General features: G+C 42.0%; 10 protein-coding genes. 4 read left to right on the top strand and 6 right to left on the bottom strand.

The annotated features are described in order from the left end of the window. Positions 1-95 precede the first annotated feature (95 nt). The 5 genes from AC1DV1_RS00725 to AC1DV1_RS00705 all read right to left on the bottom strand — a co-directional run bounded on the left by AC1DV1_RS00725 (position 96) and on the right by AC1DV1_RS00705 (position 8,827). A complete protein-coding gene (locus AC1DV1_RS00725) occupies positions 96-1,637 on the bottom strand; it encodes a RagB/SusD family nutrient uptake outer membrane protein (protein ID WP_477353829.1) in 1,542 nt (513 codons plus the stop codon). 11 nt (positions 1,638-1,648) lie between these two features. Beyond that, positions 1,649-5,011: a SusC/RagA family TonB-linked outer membrane protein gene (locus AC1DV1_RS00720; protein WP_477353827.1), complete on the bottom strand. Its 3,363-nt coding sequence runs from the start codon at positions 5,009-5,011 to the stop codon at positions 1,649-1,651. A gap of 239 nt (positions 5,012-5,250) precedes the next feature. Further along, entirely contained in the window at positions 5,251-6,243 is a 993-nt protein-coding gene (locus tag AC1DV1_RS00715; RefSeq protein ID WP_477353825.1) for a FecR family protein, read from the bottom strand. 164 nt (positions 6,244-6,407) lie between these two features. Continuing rightward, positions 6,408-6,965 (bottom strand): RNA polymerase sigma-70 factor, encoded by a 558-nt coding sequence (locus AC1DV1_RS00710; RefSeq protein WP_477353823.1) that lies wholly within the window; start codon positions 6,963-6,965, stop codon positions 6,408-6,410. Between the two features lie 419 nt (positions 6,966-7,384). Beyond that, positions 7,385-8,827, bottom strand: coding sequence for an arabinose isomerase (locus AC1DV1_RS00705; RefSeq protein WP_477353821.1), 1,443 nt, complete (start codon positions 8,825-8,827; stop codon positions 7,385-7,387). Between the two features lie 410 nt (positions 8,828-9,237). Here AC1DV1_RS00705 and AC1DV1_RS00700 point away from each other — a divergent pair, with 410 nt between their 5' ends. Both AC1DV1_RS00700 and AC1DV1_RS00695 read left to right on the top strand, forming a co-directional pair. Continuing rightward, entirely contained in the window at positions 9,238-10,116 is an 879-nt protein-coding gene (locus AC1DV1_RS00700; protein WP_477353819.1) for an AraC family transcriptional regulator, read from the top strand. Positions 10,117-10,195: 79 nt separating this feature from the next. After that, positions 10,196-11,674 (top strand): family 43 glycosylhydrolase, encoded by a 1,479-nt coding sequence (locus AC1DV1_RS00695; protein ID WP_477353817.1) that lies wholly within the window; start codon positions 10,196-10,198, stop codon positions 11,672-11,674. Positions 11,675-11,723: 49 nt separating this feature from the next. Here the strand turns inward: AC1DV1_RS00695 and AC1DV1_RS00690 are convergent, their stop codons facing one another. Further along, complete coding sequence (locus AC1DV1_RS00690) at positions 11,724-12,548, bottom strand: phytanoyl-CoA dioxygenase family protein (RefSeq protein ID WP_477353815.1); 825 nt, start codon at positions 12,546-12,548, stop codon at positions 11,724-11,726. Between the two features lie 513 nt (positions 12,549-13,061). On the opposite strand from AC1DV1_RS00690, the gene AC1DV1_RS00685 reads away from it, so the two are divergent. After that, complete coding sequence (locus AC1DV1_RS00685) at positions 13,062-15,635, top strand: alpha-L-rhamnosidase C-terminal domain-containing protein (protein WP_477353813.1); 2,574 nt, start codon at positions 13,062-13,064, stop codon at positions 15,633-15,635. Between the two features lies 1 nt (position 15,636). Beyond that, positions 15,637-17,097: a GH39 family glycosyl hydrolase gene (locus AC1DV1_RS00680; protein WP_477353811.1), complete on the top strand. Its 1,461-nt coding sequence runs from the start codon at positions 15,637-15,639 to the stop codon at positions 17,095-17,097.

Raw genomic sequence — 17,097 nt, 5'->3', positions numbered from 1 at the left:
GTTAAATACAAAGGCATAACAACCCAAACAGGTAAACAAAGCATTTAAGCACACTTGTTTACCTGTTTGGGATGCCGCTATAGCACAGTAAAAAATCAATACCCCGGGTTTTGGGTCAGTTTGTTGTTTATCTGCAGTTCGCGGAACGGAATTGGGAAAATCAGTTTGTTTTGTGTTACGTTGAAGGCGGCTGGTAATATCCATCCGTATAATGCCTTTAAACGTAACCCTTTTGCGTTAGATACCTCGATGGCTTTTCCGATACGGATTAAATCTGTCCAACGGTGATTTTCAAACGCTAATTCATGGCGGGTTTCATCGGCTACATTGGCCGCAGTTGCCTGCGCCAGATCCGGCAACCCGGCTCTTTGTCGTACCTTGTTTAAATACGGTAATGCCTGTGCACTTTTATTTTCATTTACCAAACATTCTGCCAATAACAAAAGTGCTCCTGAATACCTAAATACCGGCCAATCATCGGGCGTGTTAAAATCTGTTATATATGGAGGATGGAAATATTTTTTTATCATATAAAAGTAGGTTAATCCTGGTGTAGGGGTAAAACCAACGGGGCTTTTTAGGCCGGTAGCTGTAAAATCTTCTACCCCGCTAATTTTCCCTTCAACAACGGCAACGGATGCAGGCAACCTTAAGTCACCGGGCTCGTACGAATCCACCATTTCCTTTGTTGGCACATTCCAACCACTGGAAATATCCATCGAACCTCCATGGTAGCCTGTCAGAAACTCCGAATTAGTTGTTTTAGGCATAAAAATCCAGGCAAAATTGCTTTGCTGGCCACTAATCAGATCCGATTTATACTGCACTTCAAATATCGATTCGGAATTGTTTTTATTAACCGGATCAAATACATCAGCATATTTAGGTAGCAGGGTATAGTTCATCTGGGTAATGTCTCGTAATTCTGTTTCAGCACTTGCAAAATCTTTGGTTGGCTGCGACATGTATGCGTAAGCCAATAACATTTTGGCGGCACCTTTAGATGCCCTGCCAGACTGCGGAAATTTGGCGGCTACGGGCAGTACAGGAATAGCGGCCTTAAGGTCTGCTATGATTTGTTTATACACTTCGTCAGCCGTATTTCTTGGTTGAAATGCCTCTTCTACAGAAGTTAACTCCTTCAACTGTAAAGGTACCCCGCCATAGTGCTGCACCAGGTCGAAATAATAAAAGGCCCGCAGAAATAAAGCCTCGCCAGAAATCTGGTCTTTTTCGGGTTGTGATAAGGTAGATGATGCCAACCTGGTTAAAATGGTGTTAACCCTGGCAATTCCCGTATAATTATCTGCATACCGGTTTCCTTGTGAATTGGGCGTTGCGCTGGAATTGGCATCATCCAAAAACAGCGCCAGTACTTCTAAGCTTTCTAATCCCCTGTTGGCAGAATACCTTGTAAAAAAAGCGTTATCAGAACGCATTTCGTCCATATAAATCCCTTCGTGTACTACTGCCCGCAGCGATGTATAGGCACCTGTTAACGCCTGATCAAACTGGGTCTTATTTTTAAAAAACGAGGCAGAACTCAAATATGTTGGAGGCAACTGGTTTAAAAAATCTTTTTTACAAGATGATAAAACCATTGTCATGACAATGATATATAATAACCTATTTTTCATGTTGTTTATTTTTAAAAGTTAAGGTTTGCTCCTACTGAATAAGTTTTTGCAATGGGGAATGCTGTAAAATCGCGCCCCTGATGAAGACCATCTAAACCATAGAGACTTATTTCCGGGTTCATTCCTGGATATTTTGTAAACGTGAATGCATTTTGCGCACTAAAATATATTCTTGCACTTCTGATAACGGAGTTGTGCTTTATGGGGAAAGTGTACCCAACTGTTATATTTTTTGCCATCAGGTACGTACCGCTGAAAACCTGCCTTGTAGTAAAGTTGCGGAAATCGACCGTTGTACCGGATTTTGTCCTCGGGTAGATTCCGTCCCCCGGATTAGCTTCTGATCTCCACCTGTTAGCCACGCCTTTTCTTACATTAAAAACGCCATCCAGGTTTTCGGTAGATTGAAAGGCATCGTCGGCAATGTCGTTACCAACCGTACCAGCTACCACTATACTTGCATCAAAATTCTTGTAGCCAAAACTATTGGTCATCCCATATGAAAACTTAGGGTTGGGGTTACCTATCCAGGTCCTGTCGTGGTAATCAATAATGCCATCCGGCTTTCCATCGGGGCCGCTTACATCTGCAAATCTTGCGGTACCAACCGTAGCTGCCGCATCATGCGGCTGTGTATCAAACTCGTGCTGGGTCATGTACACGCCGGTATTTATATACCCGTAAAACATCCCTATAGGTTGGCCTACCGCGGTGCGGTTATCATCCCAATATTCCTGGTAGCCGCCAATAGGTGCATTGCTGGTGCCAAGCTGTTTAACAATATTGCGGTCGAAAGAAATATTAAAGGTGGTATTCCATTTAATTTTGCCTACCGAATTCTTTGTTTCTATACTAATTTCATGACCCCAAAAATCAAACCGGCCAATGTTTGAAGTAACACTGTTAAAGCCAGATTGTGAAGGAATATCAATTTGATATAATAACCCGTCTGTTTTCTTCCAGTAATAATCATACGTCAATAAAACCCTGTTGCTAAAAAGACCAAGGTCTAAACCGATATCATAGCCGGCTGTTGTTTCCCAGGTTAGGTTATTATTACCAATACCATTGAGCGAACTTCCGGAAGTAACCTGGTTATTGAAAACATAATTACGTTGATCAACGCCAGACAGGTAGGTGTAGTTCCCTATATTATTATTACCCACTTTTCCATAGCTGCCTCTTAGTTTCAGGAGGTCGATATTTTTGAATGATTTCATGAAATCTTCGTCAGAAACAACCCAGCCTACAGAAACAGAAGGAAAGTTACCATACTTGGTGTTCGTCCCAAACCTTGATGAGCCATCTCTTCTGAATGCGAGGGAAAGCAAGTATTTATTTTCGTAATTATAATTTAACCTGCCTATGTACGAGAGAATGGTAAAATCATAGGCATCCACACCCGGGTTAGCAGTTTTTGTTGCAGCTACATTCAGCCATTGAATATTATCATCCGGAAAATCTGTTGCCGATATGCCACTGTTTTCATAACTGGTTTTTTGGGCAGTATATCCAACAAAAGCCTCAATATTGTGCTTGTTGTTAATTGTTTTTGTATAGGTTAAGGTATTTTCGGCAAGCCATGATAAAAAATTATTGGTGTTATAATAGGCTGATGCTGAAGTAGCCGGCTGAACCCCGCCACGTATTGTTGATGGGCTAAAACCACGATTAATACCATTTTCCCCATTAACATTAATGCTAATTTTATATTTCAAATCGTCGGTAAGTTTAACCGTAGCGTACGCATTCCCGATAAGAGATAGCCTTTTATACAGGTTTACCGTTTGATTTAAAACATTGTAATAGTTGGGAGTTTGAAACATACCCGGAGGCGCAAAACCAATGGGATAAGTTCCATCTTCATTTTTATAATTAAGCGTTGGATCTGTAAGGTAGGCAACCTGGATAATATTACGCCCCTGGCCCAAATTAGGGGTGATATTTTGGTTGCGGTAAGTAACACCAAGATTAAGCCCCAAAGTTAACCTGCTGGATGCCGTATATATGTTATTTGACCTTGCGGTAACTCTTTCGGCCCATTGATTAAGCATTACTCCGTCTTGCCTGTTGTAGTTAAGGTTTACCAGAGATTTTAAATTTGCTGTGCCGGTAGAAAGGGACAAATTATAATTCTGTGTCCGGGCATTTCTCAACAAAACATCAAACCAATTGGTGCCATCGGTTGGCTTGTATTGCGAAGGATTTTGATATTGAGCAGGTACACCACCGGTATAGCCTTCATACTTCGCAGCATCTTCGTAATACTCCTTCTTAAATTCAGCAAATTCGGGCGCATTCATTAAATCCGGCCGGCCCCTTTTAGATACCGTTTGTACGCCATTATAAGTACTGAACTCAATATTTTGCTTTCCGTTCTTAGCTTGTTTAGTGGTAACAAGTATAACGCCATTAGCTGCCCGCGAGCCATATAATGAGGAAGCAGAAGCATCTTTTAAAACGGTGATACTTTCCACTTCGTCAGGGCTCAAGGCTTGAAGCCCGCTTTCTGTCGGAAACCCGTCAATAACAATCAGCGGATTGTTACCAGCGCCGATAGATGCAGCACCGCGGATACGGAACGACATTTCTACACCAGGCTGGCCGTCGTTCTGATTTATTTGTACACCTGCAAATTTGCCCTGTAATTTTTGACCGATGTTGGCTACAGGTAAGTCTTTAACCTCCGAAGTATTAAGCTGGCTGATGGCGCCGGTGACTTCACGCTTACTCTGCGTTCCGTAGCTTACCACAATTACTTCTTTTAAACTACTTGAAGATGCTGCCAGGCTAACATTAATAACTGTGCGCCCGCTTACAGGTACCTCCCGGGTTTCAAAACCTATGTATGAAAACACAAGTACTGCCCTGGTTGTATCTACCAATTTAATCATATAATCGCCTGACGTATTGGTGGTAGCACCTACTGTTGTGCCCTTAACCCGCACGCTCACCCCGGGCAGGCTTTCTCCCTTATCGTCGCTTACTTTTCCTTTAACCGTTATTGTTGCAGCCTCGTTTTCCGTACCATCCAATAAAAGAGGTTCCGGCTTTCGCCTTTCTACAATAATTACCTTATTTTTCTTTTCGATGTAGGATAGGTCGGTGTTATCAAAAATATTTTTCAGAATTAAAGCCACCGACTGGCCTGCCTCACTTATACTTAGATGCTGATATTGTTTTATCAGGCTTTCATTGTAAGTAAAACGGATATCGGTTTTACCCTCAATATCCTTTAAAATAGACTTCAGGCTTTTGTTATCGGCCGCAATGTCTATCCTGGTTTTTTCTAATATTTGTCCGGATGAATTGTTCGCCCAAAGTAATTGGGTTCCCGAAATAACAACCATGACCATATAGAATGTAAATTTCATGACGCGTAAAATTAACGGCAAGAGGTAGTTGGTATATTTTTCCATACCTTTGAAATGTGATTAAGTGAATATTTAAATGTTTACTAATTCGCATTGAAAATCAGTGAGTGATTGGCGTTACTGAGCTGATTTTTTCAATTAATTCAATCGGTGTGAATTCAAGTTCGCACCGGTTTTTTTTTGCGCTGGTTTGTAATTTTATCCCATATTGCTTCTCGTTTTAAGTTTTAATAATCGGTTTATTTGTTATTTATTGGTTTGGTACTTAATAAAATGTCTTGTTTTTTTATTTTGTAGGTCAGTTTATTAGCCTCACAAATTGAAAAAAGCAGGTCCTCCAGCGTGTCTTTGCTGTCAAACTCCGAACTAAAACGAATATTTTTCAGGCTCTCTGCAGAGAAATGCACCTTCACTTTAAAGTAGGATTCAAGCATACCTGCAACGTTGCCCAATGTTTCATCGTCAAATTTGTATTTGCCCTGAATCCAGCCGGTAAAATCCGTTGCATTGATAAGCCTTTTCGCTATGTCGCCGTTTACTTTACCAATGGTGGCCTGCTCATTAGGCAACAGTACAACTTGCTTTGCTTTTTCGTATTTCAGGTTGGCAAGCCCGCGTACAGATACCTTACCACGCACTACCGTTATTTGAACATTTTTCAAAAATTTATAGGCACGTACATTAAAAGCAGTCCCCAACACGTTTATCTGCGTACCGGCTACATCAACAATAAAAGGTTTATGCTTATCGTGGTAAATGTCAAAGTAGGCCTCGCCTTCCATCAATTCAACCTCACGGATTTTGCCGTTAAAAGTTTCAGGATATTTTATGCGGCTACCGCCACTCAAAATAACTGTCGAATTGTCGCTGAGCGTAAGCGTTACTTTTTGGCCGGCCGGGGCATAGGTTTCGGTATAAACCTCGGGGCTTAGCTTGTTTTTTACTTCATCCAGGTGCTTTATTGTAAACCAGCCCAGGCCTAAAAACAACAACATAGAAGCAGCTACCAGCACCGATTTGAAATTGATCATGTGCCTGGCGGGTTTGTCTATCCGGGCATCAATAGCGTTTTTCAGCTCGCTGCTTATCAATTCTTTTTCGTCTGCATTCCATTCAAAATCACCCGACTCTGCAAGCATCTCGTACCATGCCTCCAGCCTGAATTTTTCTTCGGGCGTAATGGTACCGTCATTGTAATGTTTCAATAGCTTTTTTGCTTCTTTGCTGGTCATCTCTGTGGTTCTAAGGTTAAGTCTTAAATATGCGTGGTTGGTAGTAGATAAAATATGAAATAAATCACAAGCAGCTGAAATTCAATAAAATAAAATCTAGGAAATGAATTTACTAAAGGCCGTTCGGCCTAATTAGAAGTAACAGTGGGGGGGGGCTAAACCAGCTATTTTTCCGCCAGCTTTAATCTAAAATGCTTTAAAACATTATTGATTTGCTTTTTTACCGTTTTATCAGAAATCATTAGTTTTTCTGAAATCAATTTATGCGAGAGGTGTTCCTTCCTGCTTAAAATAAAAACATCTCTCATTTTTTGAGGAAGTTTAGCAATTTCGCTATCAACAAATAAGCTTAACTCGTTGGCCTCAACTTGCTTTACAATTGAATCACATTCCAGGTCAAAAAACAATTTAAGTGATTCTAAATATTTGTTTTTGGAGATATTATCTTTTATATACGATAAACCCTTGTACCTGGCGGCGGTAAATAAATAAGCCCTTAAAGAATTGATATCATTCAAATGCATTCTGCGAAACCAGAGCGAAACAAATACTTCCTGCACAATATCTTTGGCTTCGTCATTGTCTTTTACAACTTTTGCAACATATATAAAAAGAGGTTCCCAGTATCGCTTATAAATAAGGTCAAACGCCCCCCTATTATCTTCCTGCAATAATTTCAGTAACTGATCATCCGAACAAAGAATACAATCTTTATTAAGCATAAAATAGGTATCTGGTTCAATAAAAAGTTTATCCTTTAAACCGGCAGTTCAAATAACATAAGGCTATGTGATTGAAATAACAATTTAAGCTGGATCAATAATTGGTTAATTGCTACGGCATTTGTTGAGTAATTAAAGATTCGGACTTGTAATTTCTTTACTCAACAATGCAAAACGTTAATCAAAAAAGCCGAAGGAAGCTATTTTAAAAATAGTGTTGCAATCACAAAATTAATACCTGCACGCATACAACCGTCCTATACTGTCTTGCTCACCTCATTACACAGCAAAGCCTCAAAAATTTTTTACATTACACAGGCAACCTAAAAAGAGTCAATTATATCATACTGGCCAACAGCCAGATACAGCACAACCTTATTGACTTACTGGATAAGAGATTGGCTGTTATAATATACCCATCAGCACACTTTAACCGCCTTTATGTTGAGCAGTTTTGCTAATTTTTCAATTTTTGAAGCGATATGCCCTTTGCCAACGGCACAATGGTGTGCAGGGCCATGCGAGTTCCAGGCCTCAACAAATCCCCTGGCCCCAATTGGAAATTTATAGCGGCTGTTAGTGTTACCAATTTCCAGTATTGGGCCGGCAACAGATTCGGCCTCGGCAATAAGTAACTGCACCTTCCCGTCAACAGTTTCAATAACAGATAATAAGGTAACAGGGCCATGCTTTACCGACATCTCCACCGATAGTCCGCTGCCAACCTTGCCATGATAAACCTGCAAGGGCTTCACTTTTATCCTGCCTTCGGCAATCGCCGGGTGGCAAGGGCCATCGTGCCCCATTAATACCACATCATCGGTAAAATCCATGGCATAATATTCCGTAAATGACCCGCCTGCTCCAAAACAGTCCATAATCTTCATGGCCTGCGCATTTTTTATTTCATATTCGCCGGCCACCGGAATACCACTTGCCGTAAGCAATGATGTTCCCAGGATAACCGAACTCATGGTATCTTCATTTTGCGCGTTGCCTGTACCTTTGTGGTAATAAGCCACCGACCCCAGCCTGTGCTTTTCAACCAGTTTATCAAGTGCTACCGCGGTTACGGCAGCCCGGCTTATTTCATCGGCAGGGCAATCTGCCTGTACATCAAACCTATTGTAAAACTCTTCTATTTTTTCCTTTGTCTCCTGTTCGGTAACTCCCGGCCTTAAACCAGACAACTCGTCAACCTCGATAACTTCAATGTGGCCGCCAAACGTTGCACATTGCAAGGTGAGGTTTGCGTAAATATCCAGCATACCGCTATAATAATTACCCATTACCCCCATCCTGTTGTAGTACATCATATGGGCAACTTTAGCAGCTGCTATCCATTCTTCTACTTCATCCCACACACCGGGATCGTTGTTCAACATGCCGGTAACCTGGTAAAAAGGGATATTTGACCGCCTGAATACGTTGGCAATTTCGGGCACCGGGCAAGCCGAACAAAAGGCAAGCCACTCGCCTGTCATGGCGGTCCGGTTGTTCATTTGGTTAAATGTTGAATAATCAATGGCTGCCTCGGGGGCCAGGTTCAGTACAATAACCGGCACTTTAACCTTGCTTACAACAGGAAGTACAGTAGATGATAGGGCATAAGTGGTAACATATAAAAATATCAAATCCACTTCCTCGCGCCGAAAACGGCTGCCCGATTCAAATGCTTTTTCAGGGGTATCTACCAAGCCAAGGTTTACAATTTCGGCACCGTAGCCTTTTAGTTTGCCGGCCACCAAATCAACGTAACCCGCAAGGCGTTTTTCAAGCCCTTCAAATTGTTCCCAATATGCCTGCAAGCCTATACCGAACAAGCCAACTTTAAGTGCAGGTTTGTAATTTTTATCAGTCATCCTTTTTATTTTTTACTATATATTTTTAGCTTAAGTCCGATTAGTTGTGAGTAACCAGTCGTCGCCAACTCTGCACGTTATGTTATGACATGCCCTGAAATTTTATTAATTACCGTTTTTTTATGTTTCGGGCAAGGTTGATATTAACTGGCATTCAAATGTATCTGATTTGGGATGCCGGGAAATATATAATTTGATAAATGTTATATAGTTTTTGACTCCCACATCCCTACACCGGCAACCAAACAGGCGCTTATGTACATTTTGATATTTAATATACCATTTCTGTCATTTACGGATGATGTAATAAAAATCTTGATAATTTTATCACATCATATAAACCGGCGGTATGCCTCAAGTCCACTTTATAGTCTTTTACAATTTACATTTATTTGCTTAATTATCGGGAGATGATCAATTATTACAAGTATTTGCCCGTTAGCCAGGACGATGAAAACTGGGGGTTATGTGTATTGAACACAGGTTGCACACATGTGGAACCGGCCGGCTGTTATCCGTCAAAGACGCATCCCGCGCATCACAATTTCAACTGGAAAAATGGCCGGATTTTAAATGAATACCAGGTAATTTATATCACAAAAGGGCAGGGCATTTTTGAATCTGATCATTGTAAGATGAAAGATGTAAAAGCAGGTACGCTTATTTTTCTTTTTCCTGGTGAAAGGCATCGGTATAAACCCGATGACAACACAGGTTGGGATGAATACTGGATAGGGATAAAGGGCGAAATTCTGGATAAACTTGTTAAAAAAGGTTTCTTTAAGCCCGAAACGCCATGTGTATATATTGGGTTTAATGAAAATGTATTTAACCTTTTTAATTCGATAATTGAAAAAACCAAAAATGAGAGCCCAGGATATCAGCCGTTGATATCCGGGGCTGCCCTGCATTTGCTGGGCTACTGTCATTCCATCACCAAACAATATGCTATCGAATCGGAAGAAAATGCAGTTGTGGTAAACCAGGCCCGGTTATTATTTCGGGCCAATATCGCTGAAGCTTTTTCTCCGGAGGAAGCTGCCGCCCAATTAAACATAGGCTATTCGCGGTTCAGGAAAGTTTTTAAAAATTATACCGGGTTATCACCCGGTCAATATTATATACAGCTTAAGATTGACAGGGCAAAGGAGTTGCTAAACGAACCCGGCATGTCTGTAAAAGAAATCGCGTTCAAATTAAATTTCGAATCTTATTTCTACTTCGCCAAGTTGTTTAAAGAAAAAACCGGCCTGTCTCCTACCGATTACCGGAAACGCGCGGCAGGCTAAGCTTAATCTTAAACCAGCGATATTGATAATCAAGCCTGTATGATAACCCTTATTTACTAATCCCAATTAAATCCTCAACATGAACTTCTTTAACTATTTTTATAAAAAGCCTGTCGCCACCTTTATCTGCATGGCTATTAGCTGCCTGCTGGTACCGTTGTGCGGTTACACACAACTTTCAGAGGTAACCAACTTTGGAAAAGCGGGCGGCCAGGTTACAAAATTCAGCAAGCTTGGTGATGCCATTGACGCTCATGATGGCGAAATAGCCTACTTTAACGGAGTATATTATTTGTACGGAACCAGTTATGGCTGCGGATTTGAATGGGGACATAAAGAAGCGCCATTTTGCGGCTTTAAGGTATATACATCAACAGATTTGGTTACCTGGCGAGACAAGGGAGAGCTTTTTGATGCGAGTACCAAAATCTGGCAAACACGATGTGACGGAAATACTTACGGTTGTTTTCGGCCACATGTTATTTACAATAAAAGCACCGCCAAATATGTATTATGGATAAACGTTTATGATAACAGGGTGGGTTACCGTGTATTTACAAGCAGCAAGCCAACCGGCCCTTTTATTGAGCAAGCCGAACCTAAACTGGCCGTAAATAGTGAGGCCGCTGTTGCCGGCCTAAACAATGGCGACCACGATACCTTTGTAGATGATGACGGTACCGCTTACCTGGCTTATACAGATTGGCGGGCTAAAGGCGCAATTGCCGTTGAGCAGTTAAGTGCCGATTACCTGACAGGCACGGGCAAGGTTACCAAAGCCATCACGCCGAGCGAAACGGAAGCACCATCTTTATTTAAAAGGAAGGGCATCTATTACCTGGTATATTCAGATCCAAACTGCGGCTACTGCTCCGGAACGGGTGCATCTTATCGTACCGCCCCATCGCCCATGGGGCCATGGTCTGAAGGGATCAGGATCAGCGATAATTCATGCGGTGGCCAGCCATCGTTTGTATCGTCTATCAAATTAAAATCGGGCGAGATTTTTCTTTTCGGCAGCGACCTGTGGAACAACGGCGCTAAAAACGAATCGTTGGCCAATTATTATTGGTCGCCATTAACATTCGATGCCCATGGAGCTATCAACAAAATGGAATGCAGCAAAACATTTAGCATTTATTCATCGGCAAAAAAAGCAACTCATAAAAATGCCGGGGTAAATGAGCTGGCGCCGGTTTGCGATATAGACAGTTCAACTAAGCGCAGCCAGAGTTTTACTGCCAACAAGGACGGCATTTTAAGGCAAGTGACCATATCATGTTTTAAAAATCAGCACCCAAGTGATGGCTTATTAATTGAGATAAAAAATGCGGCAGGCAAGCGCTTATACTCGGTAGACATCGGCGCTGACAGTATCAGCTGGTCTCCAAAAAACACCCTTATTCGCCCGGAAATCCGGCTACAAAAAGGAAAGCGTTATTTGATTACAATTGGCACCGGGGCAACCAAAGGAACCTATGGATTGGAGTATTATGTAGAAGACAATGCCAAACCATCAAAACACTTTTTGTTCTCGAAAACAATAGTTTCAAAATAGCGGCTGATGGCTTGCAAATATGCTGTACCTTAACTGCATTCTATCTGCTTCATTTGGCAACGGAACTATAGATCAAAGGGGTTTGTTGTTCGTCGTCAATAGTATCGCCAATGGTAAGCTTGTTAAACTGCTCATCACTTAAAATATTTTGGATGCCATTAAAGGTAGCGCCATCGGGCATGTAAGCACACGTCATAGCCCTGCGCAAGCCGGGCGTCATGTTGGCATTTGCACCGTGAATGGTAAGCCCGTTATGAAATGAACAGCTGCCCGCCTTCATTGGTGCAGCAACAGAAGCCGATTGTTTTAAGCCCGGATAAAAATTAAATATCATTTCCATGTTTCGTCCGATACCAGGATTTTCAAAGCTGGTTACCTGATGCGATCCCGGAATAAAAAACAGGCATCCGTTCTCCAGCGTGGCATCATCAAGGGCAACCCAGATAGACAATGCCCGGCGATCGGAAAACGACCAAAACGGCGTATCCAGGTGCCATGATGTAGGGTTGGCCCATGGCCTTTTAAACAAGGCCTGGTCATGCCAAATTCTAATTCCATCTACACCGGCCAGCTTTGCAGCCATCTCGCCAATTTGGGGATTAAACATCAACGCTTTAACTTTTTCATTGGTTTGCCACAGATTAATCAGCTGGTCAAAAACTTTGCTTAGGTACTCCGAGTCTTTGTTAATCCCATCGTCTTCTCCAATTTTACCGGCTTTGCCCGGAATTTTTTGACCACCCCTGTCATTAATTGCCTCAGTTACGGCTTCCCTCCATAATTCGAGTTCCCCGGTACTCAGGAAATCTTCAATTACTACAAAACCATTTTCCTGGTAAAAATCAATCTGCGATTGATCTATCGATGTGTTCATATAATTTATTATTTAGGTAAACTGATTGTTGAAACAAACCTAAATAATAGCCCTGCCAATTTATTTTACCAAAAATTGAATTTGTTTGCATTTTTTGACAGCCTCAGTTTTTTCCGTTCATTTATAAAAGCCAAAAACTCGCTATTCATTTTCTATCAAACCTAAATCAATTGAGTTTTCTTTAGCTGAGACAGGCATTTAAATGCCTGTAAGCGTTAATAGCGCTACAAGTCCAAGTGTTAAATGCCGGTAATAACAAGAAGAGCTATTTCCTCCCTTGCACTTTCTGACATGGAAGCGATTAACAAAGCACGTTTCTTGCCTTATTCAATTATAAATCCGACTAAAGCCAATTGAACAGCGAACAAACAAAAAGCCTAATTTGTCTCCCCATCATTCCGGATGTCAAAAAGTGCAAACAATAGCCTGTTTGCAACAAATATAATTTATCAATAAGGATGTAATTTCGTTGGGATAACCAGGTTATAAATCGCCTATTTAAATTATTGCCCTATGAATTATTTAACACATGCTTTTGTGCTGCGCGTTTATTTAAAAGCTCATTTTAAGCGTGTTTTTTTTAGCTTTTTGGTCTTTGTATTGTACCTGGGTTACTGCCAGCCGGTACAATCGCAAATTGCCGGCTACCCACCTGTATCCGCAAAAAAAAACGGGATAGCAAATCCGTATTCTCCAGATCCGCTTATTAATTATACCTGGGCCAATCCCGGTGCAAATGATGGGTTAGAAAGTTATCAATTACAACCGGTTAGCTGGACAGTATCTAACCCGGCAAGCTTCAATACGGGAGAGTTTAAGAAAAACAGAGTTATTGAAGTAAAGGGTGCCGGCGATATCCGCTTTGATTTTGGGCAAACAAATGCCGGCTGGCTGGAGTTTGATAGTCCTGACCTTACCGGCAAAGTAGAAATGACTATAAGTGAATATAATCAGCCTCCTGATTATTTTTCCAGCTATCCAACAAAAACATTATCTCCCAAAAAACATGGCAATACCTACCGGCTTGAACTGAACCCCGATTTATACGAAGGCGTTCGGTTTGGTTGGATTAGAGTGCGGTCATTTGCTAAAACCTGGCATATAACCGGCGTGCGGCTCATTTGCCAGATAAAACCCACCAATTATAAAGGAAGCTTTTCATGCAGCGACACCTTGCTTACGCGCATATGGTACACCGGCGCATATACGGTAAAGCTTAACCTGCTGAAAGACTATTTAGGCGCTATTTTAATGAACCGCGGCGACAGGTTTTCCTGGACCGGGGATGCGCACCCAGCTCAGGCGGCGTCGATGGTAGCGTTTGGGAATTATGATTTTGTGAAAAAAAACATAGCATACACATCAACGCAAAGTAACGGCATCAAGAGTTATGCACTATATTGGGTATTGAGTTTGATTGACTATTATAAATACACCGGCGACACCGCAACAGTTAAAACCTATATTGATAATGCCTGCGAAAAGCTGGATGAAGCGTACAAGATTTTTGGAACCAATCCTAATTTAGAGTTTTACGGCTGGGACGAGCGTTTGGGGGCCGGATTTGAACATCCAAATATCCCGGAGCCACAAAATGCTTATAAAATGCTGTCCATACGTGCCTGGAAAGAATTCTCGGCGGCCATGGGTATATATGGACGAACAGACCTGCGGGATAAATACAACCGTTATGCTACTGAAAAAATAGCTGCAACCCGGAAAGATGTCGCCTGGTACGGGAGCTTTGGCCTTCATGCAGGTGCCGACGCCGTTACCACAGGCCTGTTAAACCCCGCCGAGAAGAAGGCTATTTATGAAAACAGTTTTACCGACAGGGTAAACCGCATTTCCTACTCGCCCTTTAACCAGTATTTCGTAATCCAGGCATTTGCATTATTAAACAAGTATGATGATGCTTTGAGCTCGATACGCGACCTTTGGGGTGGCCAGGTAAAATACGGAGGCACTACTTTTTTTGAGGATTACCGGCCATCGTGGAACGCAGCCGTTGGCAAAAACGGGCAGGTGCCAGCCAACCAATGCGGTTTTACCAGTTTGTGCCATCCATGGGGTGCCGGTGTAACCAAATGGCTTAGCGAGGAAGTGCTTGGGATAAAACCAACCTCACCCGGTTTCGCTACATTTGATATACTCCCCCACCTTGGCCGCACGCTTACAAACGTTGCCGGGAAAACACCAACTTTACAGGGCGATATAAGTGCAAGCTTTAATGTTACTACCGGGCAATGCTCTTTTTCGGTACCTGCCGGCACCGTCGGCCGCATCGGTATTCCGAAGGCCGAAAAAAAAATCGGCAGTATAAAAGTCAATGGTATGCTCATTTGGGACGGCACTTATCACCCGGTTAAGGGCTTTGGCGGTGCAAGTGAGGATTCGCAATTTGTCTACCTTCATGGTGTGGAACCAGGGAGCTATAAAATGGTTGCCGCCTATAGCGGCACTCCCCCCAGGTATGCAGAGCCTGCGGAGTATTATGCTGCCAAATACTTTGGAATTGATTCAACAACCAAAGGCGACTGGGCTGGCGTTCATGGAAAAGACGGTTACGTACTGTGTAACTATAACGGGAACGGTAATGACAAAACATCGCTGCCCGCTTATGTATCTAATGTAGAATATTACAAGGTAAAAGGAAATGGACAGCCAAATCCTGTTGTTTGGCAATCAAACACTAATGACCACAGGGCACCGGCTCCCGATAGCGCCAACAGCATGCCCAGAACAGCCGCCTGCTTATACGCAATGGATGCAGACCAGATTGGCTTTACCTTTACATCTACCATTGCCATAAAGGGCACACATGACTATAAAATATCGCTCTATTTTCTCGACTGGGACAAAAAGGGGAGAAAAATTGAGGTTGAAATGTTTGATGCGGCAACATCAAAACTTATTGCGCCCGTTAAGCTTGTTAGTAATAGTGTTAATGGTGCTTACCTCACCTACGCATATAACAAATCGGTTAAATTCCGGATCAACCTTGTACGTGGTGACAATCCTGTATTGAGTGGAATATTTTTTGACCCTATTATAGCAAACGCTAAAAATAAAAAACAACTAAAGTAAAATGAAGACGGCAACTGTAAGTATAGCCCTTTTGTTTTGTGGCTTAATTTGTAAAGCGCAAACACTTAGAATTGGATGGGATGAAAATGTGATGATATCTAAATCGACCCCAACGCTGCAGGTTGTTGGCAACCCCATGTTACGCCCCCAGGGAGCCATGCGCGAAGGTGCCATTAATGCGCTAAAAAATCTTGGGGCAGATTATGTACGGTATGTGCCGTGGTTTCCTTACCCTAAGCTTGCCGTAGCCGAGTTAAAGGCCCCGGAAAAAATCACCTCATGGGATTTTAGTTTAATAGACCCCATGACCATCGATTTTTTGGAGGCAACAAAAGGTCATCCTGTGATCATCAACTTTAGTACAATCCCACAGTGGATGTTTAAAACCAATCAGCCTGTTCCTTATCCTGACGACCCTAACCAGGTTGGCTGGGGTTATGCCGGCGGTACCCAATTGCGCGATACAACAATGAAAGAATTAACAGATTATTATGTACGGTTAATAAGCTGGTACACCAAAGGCGGATTTACCGACGAATTAGGAAAATACCACAAATCTGGCTACCATTATCAAATACCTTACTGGGAGGTGCTGAATGAACCCGACCTTGAGCATAACATGTCGCCGCAAACTTATACCAAAATTTATGATGCTATGGTTACAGCCATCAGGGGGGTATTGCCCAAAGCAAAATTTGTAGGGATGGCCCTTGCCTATGTAAAACCCGGATGGTTTGAATATTTCCTTAATCCGGCTAACCATAAACCAGGTATCCCAATTGATTTAATATCATACCATTGCTACGCAAATGCAAATAGCCGGCAAAAATTCGAGGCTTACGAATATTCTGTTTTTGATAAGGCCGAAAGCTTTGTGAATACTGTTAGTTATATCGAGAACATTCGTAAACGCCTTGCGCCCAATACCAAAACCGACATTAATGAACTGGGCACCTTTGTAAGCGACGAAATGCGCAACCAACCAATAACGCCTGCTTATTGGAACCTATCGGCAAGTGTGTATGCTTATTTTTTTATCGAACTCTCAAAAGCAGGTATAGATATCATTGGCGAATCGCAATTGGTTGGTTTCCCAACACAGTTTCCGGATGTGAGTATGATAAATTACCAAAATAATAAGCCCAACGCGCGGTATTGGGTATTAAAATTGATTAAAGACAATTTTACGCCCGGCAGTAAAATGGTTAAAACAGTTTTGGACGACAATAATGGCGATGATATTTTAGCCCAGGCCTATGTAACGCAAGGGGTAAAAAAGGTATTGCTTTTAAACAAAAGGAACAGGGCAATCAACGTAAAACTGCCTGTAGATTTCAAGGGAGCTAAAGTGAGCACCATAGATATGGAATCTGGCGATAACGAAGCACCGGTAGCAACTATCAATGGCGAAGAAACAGAGATGAAAGCATTTGCTGTTAAGGTAATTACACTCAACAACTAA

The organism is Mucilaginibacter sp. P4_D1 (assembly GCF_056401935.1).
Note: the sequence above shows the minus strand (reverse complement) of the source record. Positions and strands in the feature narration are given on the sequence as shown.

What these genes read in the sequence shown, in the direction of transcription:
- AC1DV1_RS00700 (WP_477353819.1), top strand. Translation starts at nt 9,238, where the DNA reads ATGATCAATTATTACAAGTATTTGCCCGTTAGCCAGGACGATGAAAAC.
- AC1DV1_RS00685 (WP_477353813.1), top strand. Translation starts at nt 13,062, where the DNA reads ATGAATTATTTAACACATGCTTTTGTGCTGCGCGTTTATTTAAAAGCT.
- AC1DV1_RS00695 (WP_477353817.1), top strand. Translation starts at nt 10,196, where the DNA reads ATGAACTTCTTTAACTATTTTTATAAAAAGCCTGTCGCCACCTTTATC.
- AC1DV1_RS00725 (WP_477353829.1), bottom strand. Translation starts at nt 1,637, where the DNA reads ATGAAAAATAGGTTATTATATATCATTGTCATGACAATGGTTTTATCA.
- AC1DV1_RS00720 (WP_477353827.1), bottom strand. Translation starts at nt 5,011, where the DNA reads ATGAAATTTACATTCTATATGGTCATGGTTGTTATTTCGGGAACCCAA.
- AC1DV1_RS00690 (WP_477353815.1), bottom strand. Translation starts at nt 12,548, where the DNA reads ATGAACACATCGATAGATCAATCGCAGATTGATTTTTACCAGGAAAAT.
- AC1DV1_RS00710 (WP_477353823.1), bottom strand. Translation starts at nt 6,965, where the DNA reads ATGCTTAATAAAGATTGTATTCTTTGTTCGGATGATCAGTTACTGAAA.
- AC1DV1_RS00680 (WP_477353811.1), top strand. Translation starts at nt 15,637, where the DNA reads ATGAAGACGGCAACTGTAAGTATAGCCCTTTTGTTTTGTGGCTTAATT.
- AC1DV1_RS00705 (WP_477353821.1), bottom strand. Translation starts at nt 8,827, where the DNA reads ATGACTGATAAAAATTACAAACCTGCACTTAAAGTTGGCTTGTTCGGT.
- AC1DV1_RS00715 (WP_477353825.1), bottom strand. Translation starts at nt 6,243, where the DNA reads ATGACCAGCAAAGAAGCAAAAAAGCTATTGAAACATTACAATGACGGT.